Origin of the sequence: Xanthomonas sp. WHRI 10204 (assembly GCF_040202875.1) — a bacterium.
Taxonomy (GTDB): domain Bacteria; phylum Pseudomonadota; class Gammaproteobacteria; order Xanthomonadales; family Xanthomonadaceae; genus Xanthomonas.
On record NZ_JBEGDW010000001.1, the window covers coordinates 1,510,949 to 1,527,426 of the forward strand.

Sequence of the window (16,478 nt, forward strand, 5' to 3'; positions counted from 1 at the left end):
CACGACCTGCGGCGATGATGGGGTGCGGCGGCGCGATGCACTCACTGGCGTCGGCGGCACCGCAGCGTGCTGCGATGCATCACTCAACGCTTGCCATCCATTGGGACGAAGCGGATCGCCTGTCCGCCACCAGGGGCCAGGCGCAGTTCGAGGGTGTCGCTGCTGCCGACCTGGCGCTCTTCGCGCACAAAGGCGAACGGGTTGCTCAGGTAATCGGCGCCGTCGCCATCGCGGTAGATCTGCGCGGTGTAACGCACGCCGGGTTCGAGAAAACCCAGCGGCACCTGCAGCAGGCGGCCGTGTTCGTCGGTGATGCTGCCCAGGAACCATTCGCGGCTATGCCGATCCTTGCGCGCGATGGTCACGTAGTCGCCCACTTCGCCATTCAATGCGCGGGTCTGGTCCCAGTCCACCGCCACGTCTTCGATGAAGCGGAACGCGTCGCGATGCTGCAGATAATGCTCAGGCAGATCGGCGGCCATCTGGATCGGGCTATACAGCGTCACATACAGCGCGAGCTGCCGCGCCAGCGTGCTGGGAATGGCCTGGCCGTTGCGGCCCTTCAGGCTAACGATGCCCGGCGTGTAGTCCATCGGCCCGGCGAGCAGGCGCGTAAACACCAGGTTGACCTCGTGTTCCGGCGGATTGGGTGGCTGGCCCCAGGCGTTGTATTCCATACCGCGCGCGCCTTCGCGCGAGATCCAGTTGGGATAGGTGCGGCGCAGGCCGGTGTCCTTGATCGGCTCGTGCGCATTGACTGCGATATGCCGCTCGGCCGCCTCGCGCACCACGCGCAGATGATGGCGCGCCATCCATTGGCCGTCGTGCCACTCGCGCAACGGTGCACCGCCCGCAGGGTTGCGTCGCTCCACCTGGCCGTCGTCGCAGACATAGCCGGTCTTCACCGAGTCCACGCCGAAGCGTGCGTACAAGTCCATCGCCTCGGCGATCTGGTCTTCGTAATGGTCCACTGCGCATCCCGTTTCATGATGGCCGATCAAATGCACGCCTTTGGCTGCGGCGTACGTGCTCAGTGCGGGCAGGTCGAAATCCGGCGTGGATTTTGTGAAATCGAAGCTACCGCCGTTGCCGAACCATTCGCCGTCCCAGCCCGGGTTCCAGCCTTCCACCAGCACGCCGCGAAATCCATGTGCGGCGGCGAAGTCGATATAGCGCTTGGTCGTGGCGGTGGTGGCCGCATGTTTGGGTCCGGTGGCCCAGGTCTGTTGGTTGAGATGCATCGACCACCACACACCGACATATTTGGAGGGTTTGACCCAGTCCACCGCGCCCAGCACATTGGGTTCGTTGAGGTTGAGGATCAGGTTGGATTCCACCAGGCCGGTGGCCTGATCGGCGATCTGCAGCGTGCGCCACGGCGTATCGAACGGCAGGCTGCGGCGCACCTTCCAGCCTTCGGCGGCCGGCGACAACTGCGCGCGCAGGCGCTGGTCGTCGGTGCGACGTAGCCACATGCCGGCGTAGTCCACCAACGCCGCTTCGTGCAGGGCAATGTGCAGCCCGCTGTCGGTGCGCAGCGTCAGTGGCGTATGCGCCAGTGCGACCTGATTCAACGGCGTGCGCCGATACAGATACTCGTAGTGGATCGGCTCGCCTGCGGGAATCCACCATGCTTCGGCCGGCTGTGCGATGGCGAACTCAGTGACTTCCTCGTCGATGATCGCTTCACGCAATCCGGCTTGCTGCGGGAAGTGGTAGCGAAGCCCCACGCCGTCGTCGTAAACGCGAAAGATCACCTCGAAGCTGCGCTGCGCACCATCGCGTTCGGCCAGGCTGACGCGTAGTTCGTTGTAATGATTGCGCACCAGGCGTGTTTCGCCCCAGGGTTGCTCCCAGGTGTCGTCATGGGTCTGGCGTGACTGCGAACGCACCACCAACCCGCGGTCCAGGCGGCCGTCGCGCAAGGTAAAGCCCAGCCGTGAGCGCTGTACGACCGGCTGTCCCAGCCGCTGCACACGGTAGTACGGCGTGCCGCCGTCTAGGTCCAGGCTTACCTGCAAGACCTTGCCGGGCGACGCCACGTCGATGGTGGTGACCTCGGCGTGCGCCATCGCGGCAAGACTGCCGAGGCAGGTCAGAACCAGCAGCCGCGCGATCCAAGCGGCGCCGAATGTCGAGCGTGCTCGACGTAAAGACAGCGGCATATCCCCTCCCAAGGCGACCGTTGCAGAGGCGGCGACTATGCAGCGGCACACCGTGCAAGCGCCGTGCTGTGCGCTCGTTGCCGCCATGAATACGTATGCAGTGATGCGTCAGGGCAGGGTGCGCGTCTACCATGGCGTACGGCACCTGGGAGGGTCCGCGACCGTGGCACGCCTGTGCCGCGCACCACAACGCGTGCAACGAGGGAGGAAGGCCGACGGCACCAGCCGTCTCGCCGCTTCGATGCTGAAGATGATCTGCATGGCTGCAACGCTCGGCGTTGCGGCAAGCTCGCCGGTATTGGCCGACGAGTTGGAATTTCAGGGGCGCCGCGCACATGCGCAGGCGCTGGACGATGGGAGCTTTGTGTTGCGCTGGCCGCAGCGCGAGCGCCGCATTGCCGCACAGCCGATGCGCACGCACACCGCCAGCCCGATGTTCGACGCCTTGTTTGCGTTGGCGCAGCAGGAGATGGCCGACGACCGTGTCGATGCGATCCGCGATCCGGCCTTCAACGCCGGCAAGCCGGTGCCGTGCAACTGCTTCGAGACCGGCGAACGCTGGCCATATGTGTGGACGCGCGATGTCAGTTTTGCCGCCGATCTGGCGTTGGCGCGGCTGGAACCGGAGCGCACACGCAATGCGTTGCGCTTCAAGCTGTCGGCCGCACGCGACGGGAAGACCCCTGGCGTGTTCGTGGCGCAGGACACCGGCTCCGGTGGCAGCTGGCCGATCAGTAGCGACCGCGTGGTGTGGTTTCTGGCCGCACGTGGATTGCTGGACGACACACAGTTTGCTGAAGACGTCTGGCAGGCGCTGCAGGCGACGATCGCGCAGGACCGCGATGCGGTATTCGATGCGCAGATCGGCCTCTACCGTGGCGAAACCTCGTTTCTGGATTGGCGCGAGCAAACCTATCCGGACTGGACGCGGGAGAACGTGGTCTTCATCGCCGAGTCGTTCGCGCTATCGACCAACGTGTTGCATTACCAGGCGCTGCGCTTGGCCGAGCAGCTGGCACGCCAGCATGGCGACGCACGCGCTGCCGACTACGCACAGTGGGCCGATGCATTGCGTCAGACCATCGATGCACGCTTCTGGGATGCAGGCAGCAGCCAGTATGTGAGTTATCTCGGCACGGCGGCGCATCCGGTGCGCTATGCCAAGGTCGATCTGCTGGGCGTCTCGTTGGGCGTGCTGGCTGATGTGTTTCCCGCAGAGCGCGCACGCACCGCGCTGCGCAATTATCCGGTGGTTGCCGGAGGCAGCCCGGTGGTGTGGCCGCAGGAAGCGGCGCAGCCGATTTATCACAATCGCGCCATCTGGCCATTCGTCAGTGCCTATGCCTTGCGCGCGGCGCGTGCGCTGGACGATGCGCCGCGCATTGCCTTGGAGCTGCAATCGCTGATGCGCGGTAGCGCGCTGGCCGGCTCCAACATGGAAAACTACGAGATGCAGAGCCTGGCCGTGCATGTGGAAGATGGCGTGCGCAGTGGCCCGGTGGTGAATTCGCCGCGTCAGCTGTGGTCGGTTGCCGGCTATCTTTCTGCGGTGCTGGACGGCGTGTTCGGCGTGTCTGCCGATGGCAGCGTTGCCCCGAAATTGCCGCGCAGCCTGCTGCCGCTGCTGTTCGGCGACCGCGAGCGGATCCTGCTGGAGCAGGGCACACGTCGGTACGAGTTGCTTCGCCCGACAAACGAAGAAGGCGACTTGCTGGTGGCCGGCGGTGTCACTCAGCGGGGCCAGACTACGCAGGTGCAGTTGGTCGGTCGAAAGGCCGATCTGGCTGCGCCGCCGCAGCCGGTGCAGGTGTTTGCACCGCAAACGCCAGCGATGCCGGTTGCGCAACGGCGGGGCGGCGGTAACCGTATCGCCATTCCCGCAGGCACGACGCTATACATGGATGGCCGTGCGTTGGACGCCAGTGAACATTGTGATCTTGCCGATGACGGCGTGTTGCATGTGCTCAGCCTGACCCGGCGTGTGGAGGGTCTCGAATCGCTGCACAGTCCTTCGTTGACGCTTGGTCCGGCGCAGGAACTGCGCGGCAGCCAAGCTTGGACGTGGCAGCCGTCGCGTAGCGGCCAGCATCGCGTGTCGCTGCGCTATCGCAACGACAATGGCCCGATCAACACCGGCGTCACTGCCGCAGTGAAGCAGCTGGTGCTGGAATGCCCAGGGAAATCTGCGCAATCGCATGTCATCGTGATGCCGCATAGCGTGGGCGAGCAGATCTCCACGCAGGCGAGCTTCGATGTGGTAGCGGGGCAGGCCTGTGCGTTTCGGCTGGACGATGGTTTTAACATGAGCGCGTTGAAGCATTTTGCGCAGTACAACGGCGGCCGTGGCGGTCGCGATGGAGTGGTCAATACGTCGCAGATCAGCGCGTTGATCGTGGGGCCGGCAGCCATCGTGGAGACAGCGCAATGACCGCCAAACCACGCCTGAGCTTCTGGCAGATCTGGAACATGTGCTTCGGCTTTCTCGGCATCCAGTTCGGGTTCGCGCTGCAGAACGCCAATGCCAGCCGCATCTTCCAGACCCTGGGCGCGCAGGTCGACGATGTACCGGGGTTGTGGATCGCTGCACCGCTCACCGGGCTGATCGTGCAGCCCATCATCGGCTATCTGTCCGATCGCACCTGGACGCCCTGGGGCCGTCGGCGCCCGTATTTCATGGTGGGTGCGGTGTTTACCACGCTGGCGCTGTTGGTGATGCCCAACGCGCCAGTGCTGTGGATTGCTGCCGGCACGCTATGGGTGCTGGATGCATCGATCAATATTTCGATGGAGCCATTCCGCGCACTGGTGGGCGACCAGCTGCCACCCGCGCAGCGGCCTACCGGCTATGCGATGCAAAGCTTTTTCATCGGTGTTGGTGCGATCGTGGCGAGCTTTCTGCCGTGGCTGCTCACGCGCTGGGGCGTTGCCAATACCGCACCGCCGGGGCAGCTGCCGGAAAGCGTGCGCTACGCGTTCTACCTGGGTGCGGCGGTGTTGTTCCTGTCGATCGCATGGACGGTGCTACGCACCCGCGAATACAGCCCCGCGCAGCTGGCGAGCTTCGACGACGCGCACCCGCCCGCTGCAACGCAAATGGGCAGCGGTGCGCTGCCGTCGCAGGCATCAAGCGCAGCGTGGTGCGTTGCTGGCGTCGTGCTTGCTGCGGCCATCGCCTGGCAGCACGGTGATCGCATGCTGTATGTGCTGGCCGGCCTGTGCATCGCCTATGGCGCGTTGCTCGCGTTGACGCGTGTACTGCCGGGCACCAGCATGCTGGTCGTCATTGTGCAGGACTTGCGCAGCATGCCGATGACCATGCGACGCCTGGCCTGGGTGCAGTTTTTCTCGTGGTTTGCGCTGTTTGCGATGTGGATCTACACCACCGCAGCGGTGACGCAGGTGCACTTCGGCGCGACCGATACGGTCTCGGCAGCCTATAACGATGGTGCGAACTGGGTGGGTGTGCTGTTTGGCGCCTACAACGGATTTGCAGCGCTGGCAGCGTTGATCATTCCTTTGCTGGTGCGTGCGATTGGCCTGCGCTGGAGCCACCTGTGCAACCTGTGGCTGGGTGCTGCGGGGTTGCTGTCGATGTTAGTGATTCGTGACCCGCAATGGTTGCTGCTGTCCATGCTGGGCGTCGGTTTTGCCTGGGCATCGATTCTCTCACTGCCGTACGCCTTGCTGTCCGACAGCGTGCCCGCCGCCAAGATGGGCGTGTACATGGGCATCTTTAATTTCTTTATCGTGATTCCGCAGTTGGTCGCTGCCAGCGCGCTGGGCTTTGTGCTCCGCGTCTGGTTGGGTGGCCAGCCAATCTATGCATTGGCCATTGGCGGGCTCAGCCTGTTGATTGCAGGCGTATGCGTGGTGCGGGTCCCCGTCGCCTCGGGAGGGCAGTGATGCGTAGTGCGATCTATCTGGCATTGACGATGTATGCGGGCGTGGCGCTCGCCGCGCCTGCTTCCAGGGAGTATTACGGCACCCTGGAGCCGTTCGCCGCCGATGCGGTGTATTTCGTGGTCACCGACCGCTTCGTCAACGGCGATACCGGCAACGATCAGCGCGAGCAGGGCGGTGCGCAGCGTACCTTCGATGTGCCCACCCCGTGCGCCGATGGTAGCGACGACAACATCGGCTACCTGGGCGGTGATTTCAAAGGCATCGTCGAGCAGGCCGACTACATTCGCGACCTTGGTTTCGGTGCGGTGTGGATCACGCCGATCGTCGACAACCCGGACCAGGCATTTACCGGCGGCAAGCCGATCACCTGCGGCAGCACGCTCAGCGACCACGGCAAGACCGGCTATCACGGTTACTGGGGTGTCAACTTCTACACGCTGGACGAGCATCTCCCCAGCCCGGGACTGGACTTTGCCGGCTTCACCCGCGCCATGCACGCCAACAAGCTGAAGGTGGTGCTGGATATCGTGGGTAATCACGGCTCGCCGGCCTACACCATGCCGGTGGCGCAGCCCGGTTTCGGCAAGCTCTACGATGCCAGTGGTCGCTTGGTTGCCGATCACCAGAATCTGCCGCCGGCGCAGCTGGATCCGCAGCACAACCCATTGCACGCCTTCTACAACACCGGTGGCGGTCTGGCGGAATTGTCCGACCTCAACGAGAACAACCCGGCGGTGCTCGATTACCTGGCCGGCGCGTATCTGCAATGGATGGAGCAGGGTGCCGATGCATTCCGTATCGACACCATCGGCTGGATGCCGGACCGCTTCTGGCATGCCTTCGTTGCGCGCATCCGCGAAAAACGGCCGGGATTTTTCATGTTGGGCGAGGCGTTCGATTACAACGCCGACAAGATTGCCGGCCACACCTGGGCACGCAACGCAGGCGTAAGCGTGCTGGATTTCCCGTTGAAGCAGCAGCTTTCGGCAGTCTTCGGCCACGCGCAAGAGGGTTTCGAACAGCTCGCCAAACCGTTGTTTCTGCGTCAGGGGCCGTATGCGAACCCGTACGAGCTGATGAGCTTCTACGACAACCACGACATGGCGCGTCTGGATGCCAGCGACACCGACTTTATCGATGCGCACAACTGGTTGTTCACCGCGCGCGGCATCCCGGTGATCTATTACGGCTCGGAAATCGGCTTCATGCGTGGGCGGGCGGAGCATGCGGGCAATCGCAATTACTTCGGCGTCGAGCGCATTAAAGCAGCACCGCAAAGCCCGATCTTCGGCCCGCTGAAACAGATCGCCCGCGTGCGCCGTGAGACGCCCGCGCTGCAGCGCGGCGTGCAGGTCGACGTAATGTTGCGCGGCAACCAGGCTGCTTTTTTTCGCGTCTATCAGCACGCAGGAACCAGCCAGACCGCCCTGGTGTTGCTCAACAAGGGCGATGCGGCTGCAAACATCAAAGTGACGCGCTTTCTGCAGCCGGGCACGTGGCGTGATGCGATGAGTGGCGAGCAGGTGCCGGTGCAGCGGCACCTGCGGCTTCCGGTGCCGGCGCATGGTCTACGCGTCTTGCTCTCGGATGCGCCGATCACCGACCCTGCACTACGCAAACAACTCGACGCCCAGATGGCCGATCAAGCCGTCCGCGACGCTCGCAACAGGTAGGAGCGCACGCGGGCGCGATGGGAATTGATCGGTAACGCCTCGTCGCGCCCGGGTGCGCTCCTACGAGGCAGCAATGGTCTGCCGCCACTATCGCAGCCCGTCGTGCATGCTCTAACGATTCCCGATTCCCGATTCCCGATTCCCGATTCCCGAATCCCGAATCCCGAATCCTCAACGCGTCCCAGGCACATCAGCGGCTCGCCCACGCCCGCCATCGCCGGTTTCCGCCGCCGCGGCCGGCGACCAGCCCAGCGGTGGCTGCAACCCGCTGCTGCGCGAAGAATCGCGTAATGCCAGCCGCACCGGGATCGTGCGGCTCTGCGCCGCTTCGCCACGGATCAGCGCGACCAGGCTTTCCACCAACAACGCGCCGGCCTGCTTGGTGTCCTGTTGCACGGTAGACAGGGCCGGCGCAACCGATGCGGCCAACGCAATATCGTCGAAGCCGCTGATCGCCACGTCCTGCGGCACGCGTAAACCGCGTTCGCGCAACGCGCGCATCGCACCGATCGCAATCAGGTCGCTGGCCGCACACACCGCATCGAACGCCTTGCCGCTCTCCAGCAGCGCCAGGCATGCCGCATGCCCCGACGATTCGGTGGTGATCGCATCGAACTGCAGCGCGGCATCGGCGACCAGATCCTGCTGCGCCAGCGCCGCCACGTGGCCCCGGTAGCGCTCTTCGAATTCGGGGTAGTGATTGGACGCGTGGCCAAGAAACGCAATGCGTCGGCACCCCTGCGCCAACAGGTGCTCGGTGATGTCCAGCCCGCCCTGATAATTGTCGCTGCCGATGGAAATGCCCGGCTGGCCCGGCAATGCCGCGCCCCAGCGCACGAAGTGCGTGCCTTGCTCCACCAGCAACTGCAGCCGCTGGCGCGATTCCTGATAATCGCCATAGCCCAGCAAAATAATGCCGTCGGCCTTGTTGCTGTCTTCGTAATCGGCCTGCCAGTCCTTGGACAGCTGCTGGAACGACACCAGCAGGTCATAACCCTGCAGCGCGCAGGCGCGCGTGATCGAGCCCAGCATCGAGTGGAAGAACGGGTTGATCAGCGAATCGTCGGCGGTGGGGTCTTCGAAGAACAGCAGCGCCAGCGTGCCGGCGTTGCGCAGCCGCAGCGAGGAGGCGTTCTTGTCGACCTTGTAGTTCAGCTCATGCGCGATACGCAGAATCCGCTTGCGCGTTTCCTCGTTGACCATCGGGCTGCCGCGCAACGCGCGCGAGACGGTCGGCTGCGACACACCGGCCAGGTAGGCGATATCCAGCGAGGTGGCTTTACCCTTGATGATCATGGTCGGCAACGGACAGGACAAGTGGCCGGCATCATGCCACGCGCCCGGCGGCGGCGTGCCGCACTGCGCAGTGGCCGCCTGATTGGTTTACCATTCACGTCCAAGACCCCTTGCGAGAAGGTGGCCCGCGCTCCGCGCCGGCCCAGCGTGCGACATGAGCACTATCACCGCCCACCGTTGATCCGGACCGGCCCCAGCGCAGCCAGCGCCCGCGTGCCGTTGTCCCGCGCAGCACGTCTCGTACGCTCTTTCCGAGCCTGTCCAGCAGTGGGCAGATCTCTCATGGCAGCTCACCGCTGCAGCCAGCCCAGACCTCATTCTTGCCCATGATCAACATCACGCTCCCCGACGGCAGCCGCCGCGAATTCGAATCCCCCGTCTCGGTGATGCAGGTCGCCCAGTCGATCGGCGCCGGGCTGGCCAAGGCCACCATCGCCGGTCAGGTGGACGGCCAGCTGGTCGATGCCAGCGACGTCATCGACCATGACGCCAGCCTGCGCATCATCACCGCCAAGGACGCCGAAGGCGTGGAGATCATCCGCCACTCGTGCGCGCATCTGGTCGGGCATGCGGTCAAACAGCTGTATCCGGACGTCAAGATGGTAATCGGCCCGGTCATCGCCGAAGGCTTCTATTACGACATCTACAGCGAGCGCCCATTCACGCCGGACGACATGGCGGCGATCGAGCAGCGCATGCAGGAGCTGATCGCGCAGGATTACGAGGTGATCAAGAAGGTCACCCCGCGCGCGGAAGTGATCGAGGTGTTCGCCCAGCGCGGCGAGGAGTACAAGCTGCGCCTGATCGAGGACATGTCCGACGACATCACCGCGATGGGTCTGTACTACCACCAGGAATACGTGGACATGTGCCGCGGCCCGCATGTGCCCAATACGCGCTTCCTCAAGGCCTTCAAGCTGACCCGCATTTCTGGCGCCTACTGGCGCGGCGATGCCAAGAACGAGCAGTTGCAGCGCATCTACGGCACCGCCTGGGCCGACAAGAAGCAGCTCGATGCCTACATCCTGCGCATGGAAGAGGCCGATAAGCGCGACCATCGCCGCATCGGCAAGGCGCAGGATCTGTTCCATCTGCAGGAAGAAGCCCCGGGTCTGGTGTTCTGGCACCCCAAGGGCTGGTCGCTGTGGCAGGTGGTCGAGCAATACATGCGCAAGGTCTACCGCGATAGCGGCTACGGCGAAGTGCGCTGCCCGCAGATCCTGGACGTATCGCTGTGGCAGAAGTCCGGCCACTGGGACAACTACCAGGACGCGATGTTTTTCACCGAGTCGGAGAAGCGCACCTACGCGGTCAAGCCGATGAACTGCCCCGGCCACGTGCAGGTATTCAACCAGGGCCTGCACAGCTACCGCGATCTGCCGATCCGTTACGGCGAATTCGGCGCCTGCCACCGCAACGAGCCCTCCGGCGCGCTGCACGGCATCCTGCGCGTGCGCGGGTTCACCCAGGACGACGGCCACGTGTTCTGCCTGGAATCGCAGATCGAAGCCGAAGTCACTGCCTTCCATCAGCAGGCATTGGCGGTCTACACCGCGTTCGGCTTCGACGACATCGAGATCAAGATCGCGCTGCGCCCGGAAAAACGTCTGGGCGACGACATCACCTGGGACAAGGCCGAAGCCGCGCTACGCAGCGCGCTGGGCGTGTGCGGTGTGGAGTGGCAGGAGCTGCCGGGTGAGGGCGCCTTCTATGGCCCCAAGATCGAATACCACCTCAAGGACGCCATCGGCCGCACCTGGCAGCTGGGCACGATGCAGGTCGATTTCATGATGCCGGGCCGCCTCGGCGCCGAGTATGTGGACGAGCACAGCCAGAAGAAGCACCCGGTGATGCTGCACCGGGCCATCGTCGGTTCGATGGAGCGTTTTATCGGCATTTTGATCGAACATCACGCCGGCGCGTTCCCGTCCTGGCTGGCTCCGGTCCAGGTCGTTGTCGCCAATATCACCGACGCTCAGGCCGAATATGTGGACTCGGTTCGGAAAACCCTTGCAAATCAAGGCTTCCGTGTCAACGCCGATTTGCGTAATGAGAAGATCGGTTATAAGATTCGCGAGCATACGCTGCAACGCGTGCCGTACCTGCTCGTCGTCGGTGACCGCGAGAAGGAAAATGGCGCAGTCGCCGTGCGGACGCGTTCGGGGGAGGACCTCGGGACCATGACGGTCTCTGCCTTCATCGAACGCCTGCAGGCAGAGCAGGCAGCGTGAGCCAACCCCGGCCGGTCTGGATGATCCGGATGCGCCGGTTCGATTCCCCTGGGAGATTGCAATATCAGTACCCCTGACAACAAACAGAACCGCAAGAACCAAGAAATCCGTGTGCCGCGCGTCCGCGTGATCGGCAGTGACGGTGAGATGGTCGGCGTGTTGTCGCGCGACGAAGCGCTCGCCAAGGCCGAGGAAGAAGGCCTGGATCTGGTCGAAATCCAGCCGCAGGCCGATCCGCCGGTCTGCAAGATCATGGATTTCGGCAAGTTCAAGTTCGAGCAGCAGAAAAAGGCCAACGAGGCCAAGAAGAAGACCAAGCAGGTCGAGATCAAGGAACTCAAGTTCCGTCCGGTCACGGACGAGGGCGACTACCAGATCAAGCTGCGCAACATGCGTCGCTTCCTGGAAGAGGGTGACAAGGTCAAGGTCAACATCCGTTTCCGTGGCCGCGAAATGAGCCACCAGGAACTGGGTCGCGAGATGGCGGCACGCATCGAGGCCGACTTGGGCGAAGACATCGTCATCGAGTCCCGTCCGCGCCTGGAAGGGCGTCAGATGGTCATGATGATCGCGCCTAAGAAGAAGATCTGATTCCGCGCCGCGACGGGCCCCGACGGGGTTCGTCAAGGCGGCGAATCTGTCTATTTGCAAGAATTCCCGGCAACGGGTAGACTGCGCGGCCCGGTTTTGCCGGGAGCCGCGCAAGCGGCACAGGACCTGTCCGGATCGTGTTCGATCAAGGACTTACAAGCAGGCAAGGGCAAGGATGGAAAGCGTGGTCGCAAGACTGCCGCCCGTGTCAGTGACAAAACACCATCAAGGACATTGCAATGCCCAAGATCAAGACCAACCGGGCGGCGGCCAAGCGTTTCCGCAAGACCGCCTCCGGCAAGTACAAGTGCGGCCACGCAAACCGTAGCCACATCCTCACGAAGAAAGCGACCAAGCGGAAGCGCAACTTGCGGCAGACGAACCACGTCCGTCCCGAGGACGCAGGCCGTCTCGATCGTATGCTTCCCTATCTCTGAGGACTGAACCATGGCACGAGTAAAGCGTGGTGTGCAGGCGCGCCGCCGCCACAAGAAAATTCTGAATCTGGCGAAGGGCTACTACAACGCCCGTCGTAAGGTTTTCCGCGTTGCAAAGCAGGCGGTCATCAAGGCACAGCAGTACGCCTACATTGGCCGTAAGCAGAAGAAGCGCGTGTTCCGTGCGCTTTGGATCACCCGCATCAATGCGGCTGCCCGCATCAATGGTCTGAGCTACAGCCGTTTCATGAATGGCATGCTCAAGGCTGGCATCACCCTGGACCGCAAGGTGCTGGCTGATATCGCTGTGCACGACGCCGCCGGCTTTGCCGCGCTGGCCGAGAAGGCAAAGGGCGCGCTGGCGGCATAAGTGCGAGTCCCTCGTAAGAGCTCGCACAGAGTAGGTGCGAGTCCCTCGCAAGAGCCCGCACATCCATGTGCGGACTTTTGAAGGGGTAGTCATCGCGACATCGGCACATGCGTGTGCAGATGTCGGCGAGGGAACGCAGATATGCAGGGGGAAGGGCGCGAGTCCTTCCCCTTTTGCGTTTTGGGCTGCCGGCTTCGATTGATGCAAGGGGCTGGCAGCATAGTGAGTGGTCATGCATTCCGGTGCATCCGGAAACACCGTTCGGCTGAGTAGTTGAGGCGCGAGTGCAATGAGTGAGATTCAATCCCTGACCGAGCGCGCGCTGGCCGATGTCGCCGCCGCGCAGACACCGGACCAACTGGAAGCCTTGCGGGTCGCCTTGCTGGGCAAGAGTGGCAGCATCACCGCCCAGCTCAAGCAGCTCGGCACGCTGCCGGCCGAGCAACGCAAGGCCGCGGGCGAGGCGATCAACCAGACCCGAGATACGCTGAGCGCAGCGTTGTCGGAGCGCAAAACGACCCTGGAAACCGCTGCACTGGACGCACGTCTTGCCGGCGAGCGCATCGATGTCACTTTGCCGGGCCGCCGTGGCGAGCGCGGCGGCCTGCATCCGGTGACGCGCACGCTCGAGCGCATTGTCGAGATTTTTGCGCGGCTGGGTTACGAGTTGTCCGATGGTCCGGAAATCGAGGACGACTGGCACAACTTCGAAGCACTGAATTTTCCGCCGCATCATCCGGCGCGCGCGATGCACGACACGTTTTATTTCGGCGACGGTCGCCTGCTGCGCACGCATACATCCGGTGTGCAGGTGCGCTACATGGATGCGCACAAACCACCGCTGCGCATGATTGCGGCCGGCAAGGTGTATCGCTCCGATTCTGATCAGACCCACTCGCCGATGTTCCATCAGGTCGAAGGCCTGCTGGTGGACGAGCACTCGAATTTCGCCGATCTCAAGGGCACCTTGTCCGAGTTCGTGCGTGCGTTCTTCGAGCGCGATTTTGAAATGCGTTTTCGCCCCAGCTATTTCCCGTTCGTGGAGCCGGGTGCCGAGGTGGACATCGCCTGGCAGCAGCCCGACGGCAGCACGCGTTGGCTGGAAGTACTGGGCTGCGGCATGGTGCACCCGAATGTGTTGCGCAGCGTCGGCATCGACCCGGAGCGCTACACCGGCTTTGCGTTCGGTCTGGGCGTGGAGCGTTTTGCGATGCTGCGCTACGGCGTCAACGACCTGCGCGCGTTCTTCGAAAACGACGTGCGGTTTCTCAGGCAGTTTGCTTGAAGGCGGGGAATCGGGAATCGGGAGTGGAGCATCGGAGCAGCCAAGCGCGCTCCTAGCCCACCTTCCAAATCTCCGAAGACCTCCCGCTGTTGCGATTCCCGATTCCCTATTCTCCATTCCCGGCTCCTCATGAAATTCTCTGAAAATTGGCTGCGTAGCCACGTTCCGATCCAGGCCTCGCGCGAGCAACTTGCCGCCACGCTGACGGCGATCGGTCTGGAAGTCGAAGACGTCACGCCGTTGGGTGAGGCGCTTGGTCAGGTAGTGGTGGCGCGTATCGTCGAGGCCGTGCGGCATCCGGAAGCCGATCGCCTGCAGGTGTGCAGTGTCGATGCGGGGCAGGGCGAATTGCTGCAGATCGTGTGTGGTGCGCCCAATGCGCGTGCCGGCCTGGTGGCGCCGTTGGCGCTGGTCGGCGCGCAGATCGGCGAGCTGACCATCAAGGCCGCCAAGCTGCGCGGCGTGCCATCCAACGGCATGTTGTGCTCGGCCAAGGAGCTGGGCCTGGATAGCGATGCGTCCGGCCTGTTCGAGTTGCCGGACGATGCGCCGGTGGGTCAAGCCCTTGCGGAGTATCTGGGTTTGCCGGATGCCAGCATCGAAATCAAGCTCACCCCCAATCGCGCCGACTGTTTCAGCGTGCGTGGCATTGCGTTCGACGTGGCTGCAGCATGCGCCAGCGAAGTGGTGGCCTTCGACGCCGGTGCGGTGCCGCCGGTGTCCACGCGGACTCTGGCGGTTGAGCTGGAGGCCGGCAAGGAAGCGCCGCGCTACTGCGGGCGGGTGATTGAAGGCATCGACCCGCTGGCGAAGACCCCGGTGTGGCTGGCCGAGCGTCTGCGTCGCAGCGGCGTGCGTCCGGTCTCGCTGCTGGTGGATATCACCCAGTACGTGATGCTGGAGCTCGGTCAGCCGATGCATGCCTTCGATCTGGACACCTTGCAGGGGCCGATCGGGGTGCGTCGCTCGCGCAGTGGCGAGCAGCTGGCGCTGCTGGATGGGCGTGAGGTCACGCTGGACGACAGTTTCCTGACCATCACCGATGCCGGCCGCCCGGTGGCGCTGGCTGGGTTGATGGGCGGGCTGGACACGCGCGTCACCGACAAAACGCACAACGTATTCCTTGAGTCGGCGTATTTCGATCCGGCCGCGATCATGGGCCGTGGCCGCAAGTTCGGCCTGCATACCGATGCGGGCCATCGCTTCGAGCGCGGCGTGGATCCGGCGTTGCCGCCGCAGGCGATCGAGGTAGCCACGCGTCTGGTGCTGGAACTGGCTGGCGGTACGCCGGGCCCGGTGGTACACGCGCAACTGCCGGAGCATCTGCCGCAGCCCGCGCGCATTCTGCTGCGTCGCGCACGCATCGCGCGCGTGCTCGGCATCCACATCGACGACGCGGATGTCGTGCGCATTCTGAGTGCGCTCGGCATGCAGCTCGATGCGGTTTCCGAAGGCTGGCAGGTCGTTGCGCCGAGCCGTCGGTTCGATATCGCCATCGAAGAAGACCTCATCGAAGAGCTGGCGCGCATCCACGGCTACGATCGCGTACCGACCACGCTGCCGGGCGGTGCCAGCCGGATCGCGATGCCCAGCGAAACCCAGCTCGACGAGCTGACGGTGCGCCGCCAGCTGGTGGCGCGCGAGCTGCAGGAGACCATCAATTACGCGTTCGTCGATGCGGCGTTGCTGCAGCGTTGGCAGTTGACCGACGGCCTGGTGCCGCTGGCCAATCCGCTCAGTGCAGAGCTGGCCATCATGCGTCCGCGCTTGCTGCCGGGCCTGGTCGCGACACTGGGCCGCAACGCTGCCCGTCAGGCCGGGCGGGTACGGCTGTTCGAGCTGGGCAAGGTGTTTGCGGCTTCCGCGCAGGCGGGCGCTGCCCCGCAGGAATCCCAGCATGTCGCCGCCGCGGTGTGTGGCGATGCGCTTGCGTTGCAATGGGGCGAGCCCGCGCGCAAGGTGGATTTTCATGATGTGAAGGGCGACCTGATCGCTTTGGCAGCGGCCAGCGGCGCGGTGCTGGAGTTTCATCCCTCCGCCCAGCCGTTCGGGCATCCGGGTCGGTCGGCCGATATCTATCGCGATGGCGTGTGCATCGGCTGGATCGGCCAGGTGCATCCCCGCCTGACCAAGGCGTTGGAAATCGACGTCGATGTGATCGCGTTCGAACTGCAGCTTGCGCCGCTGGTGCAGCGCGCCTTGCCGCGCGCCGGCGAGCTGTCGCGGTTCCCGTCGGTGCGCCGCGATCTGGCCTTCCTGGTGCCGGACGAGGTGAGTTGGGCGGCGTTGTCGGCCAGCGTGCAGACCACGGTCGGCCCGTTGCTGCGCGAGGTGCAGCTGTTCGATCGGTACGTCGGGCAGGGGGTCGAGCCAGGTTTCAAGAGTCTGGCTATGGGCTTGATTTTGCAGGATAACTCGCGCACTCTCACCGACCGGGACGTGGATGCGGTCGTTACCGATGTGGTGGCCGTGATCGAGCGCGAGCACCGCGCCCGGATCCGGAGTTGAGGCGGTAACCAGGGGATTG

At 63.9% G+C, this 16,478-nt stretch carries 11 protein-coding genes; 9 read left to right on the forward strand and 2 right to left on the reverse strand.

All coding sequences use genetic code 11. From position 1 onward, the window contains the following. Positions 1–83 precede the first annotated feature (83 nt). The gene (locus ABQZ00_RS06665) at positions 84–2,165 is read right to left on the reverse strand and encodes a glycoside hydrolase family 97 protein (RefSeq protein ID WP_323537285.1); all 2,082 of its coding nucleotides are present in this window, start codon (positions 2,163–2,165) and stop codon (positions 84–86) included. A gap of 241 nt (positions 2,166–2,406) precedes the next feature. Between ABQZ00_RS06665 and ABQZ00_RS06670 the strand changes: the two genes are divergently transcribed. From ABQZ00_RS06670 to ABQZ00_RS06680, 3 genes are read left to right on the forward strand one after another with little or no spacing between them, the layout of a single operon-like run. Beyond that, a complete protein-coding gene (locus ABQZ00_RS06670) occupies positions 2,407–4,593 on the forward strand; it encodes a glucosidase family protein (RefSeq protein ID WP_323537284.1) in 2,187 nt (728 codons plus the stop codon). Beyond that, a complete protein-coding gene (locus ABQZ00_RS06675) occupies positions 4,590–6,068 on the forward strand; it encodes an MFS transporter (protein ID WP_323537283.1) in 1,479 nt (492 codons plus the stop codon). Before ABQZ00_RS06670 ends, ABQZ00_RS06675 begins: the two co-directional genes overlap by 4 nt. Next, the gene (locus ABQZ00_RS06680) at positions 6,068–7,741 is read left to right on the forward strand and encodes an alpha-amylase family glycosyl hydrolase (protein ID WP_323537282.1); all 1,674 of its coding nucleotides are present in this window, start codon (positions 6,068–6,070) and stop codon (positions 7,739–7,741) included. The genes ABQZ00_RS06675 and ABQZ00_RS06680 overlap by 1 nt, the downstream gene beginning before the upstream one ends. Before the next feature lie 171 nt (positions 7,742–7,912). On the opposite strand, the gene ABQZ00_RS06685 is transcribed toward ABQZ00_RS06680, so the two are convergent. After that, positions 7,913–9,037, reverse strand: coding sequence for a LacI family DNA-binding transcriptional regulator (locus ABQZ00_RS06685; protein WP_323537281.1), 1,125 nt, complete (start codon positions 9,035–9,037; stop codon positions 7,913–7,915). 326 nt (positions 9,038–9,363) lie between these two features. On the opposite strand from ABQZ00_RS06685, the gene thrS reads away from it, so the two are divergent. The 6 genes from thrS to pheT all read left to right on the forward strand — a co-directional run bounded on the left by thrS (position 9,364) and on the right by pheT (position 16,459). Next, complete coding sequence (gene thrS / locus ABQZ00_RS06690) at positions 9,364–11,268, forward strand: threonine--tRNA ligase (RefSeq protein WP_055851497.1); 1,905 nt, start codon at positions 9,364–9,366, stop codon at positions 11,266–11,268. Between the two features lie 48 nt (positions 11,269–11,316). Then, on the forward strand, positions 11,317–11,859 hold the full coding sequence (gene infC / locus ABQZ00_RS06695) for a translation initiation factor IF-3 (RefSeq protein ID WP_070690874.1): 543 nt from the start codon (positions 11,317–11,319) through the stop codon (positions 11,857–11,859). Between the two features lie 239 nt (positions 11,860–12,098). Beyond that, positions 12,099–12,296, forward strand: a complete 198-nt coding sequence (gene rpmI, locus ABQZ00_RS06700; RefSeq protein WP_006449141.1) for a 50S ribosomal protein L35 — start codon at positions 12,099–12,101, stop codon at positions 12,294–12,296. Between the two features lie 10 nt (positions 12,297–12,306). Further along, on the forward strand, positions 12,307–12,666 hold the full coding sequence (gene rplT / locus ABQZ00_RS06705; protein ID WP_006449140.1) for a 50S ribosomal protein L20: 360 nt from the start codon (positions 12,307–12,309) through the stop codon (positions 12,664–12,666). A 289-nt stretch (positions 12,667–12,955) separates the two neighbouring features. Next, a complete protein-coding gene (gene pheS, locus ABQZ00_RS06710) occupies positions 12,956–13,951 on the forward strand; it encodes a phenylalanine--tRNA ligase subunit alpha (RefSeq protein WP_055851500.1) in 996 nt (331 codons plus the stop codon). Positions 13,952–14,080: 129 nt separating this feature from the next. Beyond that, positions 14,081–16,459 (forward strand): phenylalanine--tRNA ligase subunit beta, encoded by a 2,379-nt coding sequence (gene pheT / locus ABQZ00_RS06715; protein WP_323537280.1) that lies wholly within the window; start codon positions 14,081–14,083, stop codon positions 16,457–16,459. Positions 16,460–16,478 lie beyond the last annotated feature (19 nt).

Coding starts and splice junctions, on each gene's coding strand:
- rplT (WP_006449140.1), top strand. CDS start 12,307: ATGGCACGAGTAAAGCGTGGTGTGCAGGCGCGCCGCCGCCACAAGAAA.
- pheT (WP_323537280.1), top strand. CDS start 14,081: ATGAAATTCTCTGAAAATTGGCTGCGTAGCCACGTTCCGATCCAGGCC.
- ABQZ00_RS06680 (WP_323537282.1), top strand. CDS start 6,068: ATGCGTAGTGCGATCTATCTGGCATTGACGATGTATGCGGGCGTGGCG.
- ABQZ00_RS06670 (WP_323537284.1), top strand. CDS start 2,407: ATGCTGAAGATGATCTGCATGGCTGCAACGCTCGGCGTTGCGGCAAGC.
- ABQZ00_RS06675 (WP_323537283.1), top strand. CDS start 4,590: ATGACCGCCAAACCACGCCTGAGCTTCTGGCAGATCTGGAACATGTGC.
- rpmI (WP_006449141.1), top strand. CDS start 12,099: ATGCCCAAGATCAAGACCAACCGGGCGGCGGCCAAGCGTTTCCGCAAG.
- thrS (WP_055851497.1), top strand. CDS start 9,364: ATGATCAACATCACGCTCCCCGACGGCAGCCGCCGCGAATTCGAATCC.
- ABQZ00_RS06685 (WP_323537281.1), bottom strand. CDS start 9,037: ATGATCATCAAGGGTAAAGCCACCTCGCTGGATATCGCCTACCTGGCC.
- pheS (WP_055851500.1), top strand. CDS start 12,956: ATGAGTGAGATTCAATCCCTGACCGAGCGCGCGCTGGCCGATGTCGCC.
- ABQZ00_RS06665 (WP_323537285.1), bottom strand. CDS start 2,165: ATGCCGCTGTCTTTACGTCGAGCACGCTCGACATTCGGCGCCGCTTGG.